At 60.7% G+C, this 435-nt stretch carries 1 pseudogene; it reads right to left on the bottom strand.

The features are described from left to right. Nucleotides 1–435 (bottom strand): annotated as a pseudogene (locus JHD69_RS20420) (DUF6443 domain-containing protein); the annotation flags it as partial.

Below are 435 nucleotides of genomic sequence, written 5' to 3'. Positions count from 1 at the left end.
GTCCATGCCCGTCTGCCACATCGCCCTGGTAGAAGTGCTGCCCAAAAGGCCTGTTATGATCGTCCTGCCCAGGGCATCGTACTTGGTGAACAGCCACTGGTTCTGCGCGCGCAGGTTGGCGTCCTGCGTGAGCACCACCTGGTCCAGCCTGTTGTACACCAGGTGCTCCCAGCCCCTGCCGGGGATCTTCTTTTCGATGACCCTCTTCCGGCCGTCGTAATGGTAGCCGTAGATGTAGTTCCCGAATACGGCGTCGGCCTCGGTGAAGCTGTTGGCCGTTACCGCCGGTGGCAGCACGTAGCGAAGACTGCCCATGTCGTCGTACAGGTACTGGGTGGACAGGGCGGAGCTTTCGCTTTCCCAAACCTTCTTCAGCACCACCCTGCCCTCCATATCCTTGAACTCTTCTGTGGTGCCCGCCCTGCCGCTTGTCCA

This window comes from Pedobacter sp. ASV12 (assembly GCF_016429155.1).
Classification (GTDB): Bacteria; Bacteroidota; Bacteroidia; order Sphingobacteriales; family Sphingobacteriaceae; genus Pedobacter.
This window is presented reverse-complemented; position numbering and strand designations above follow the sequence as displayed.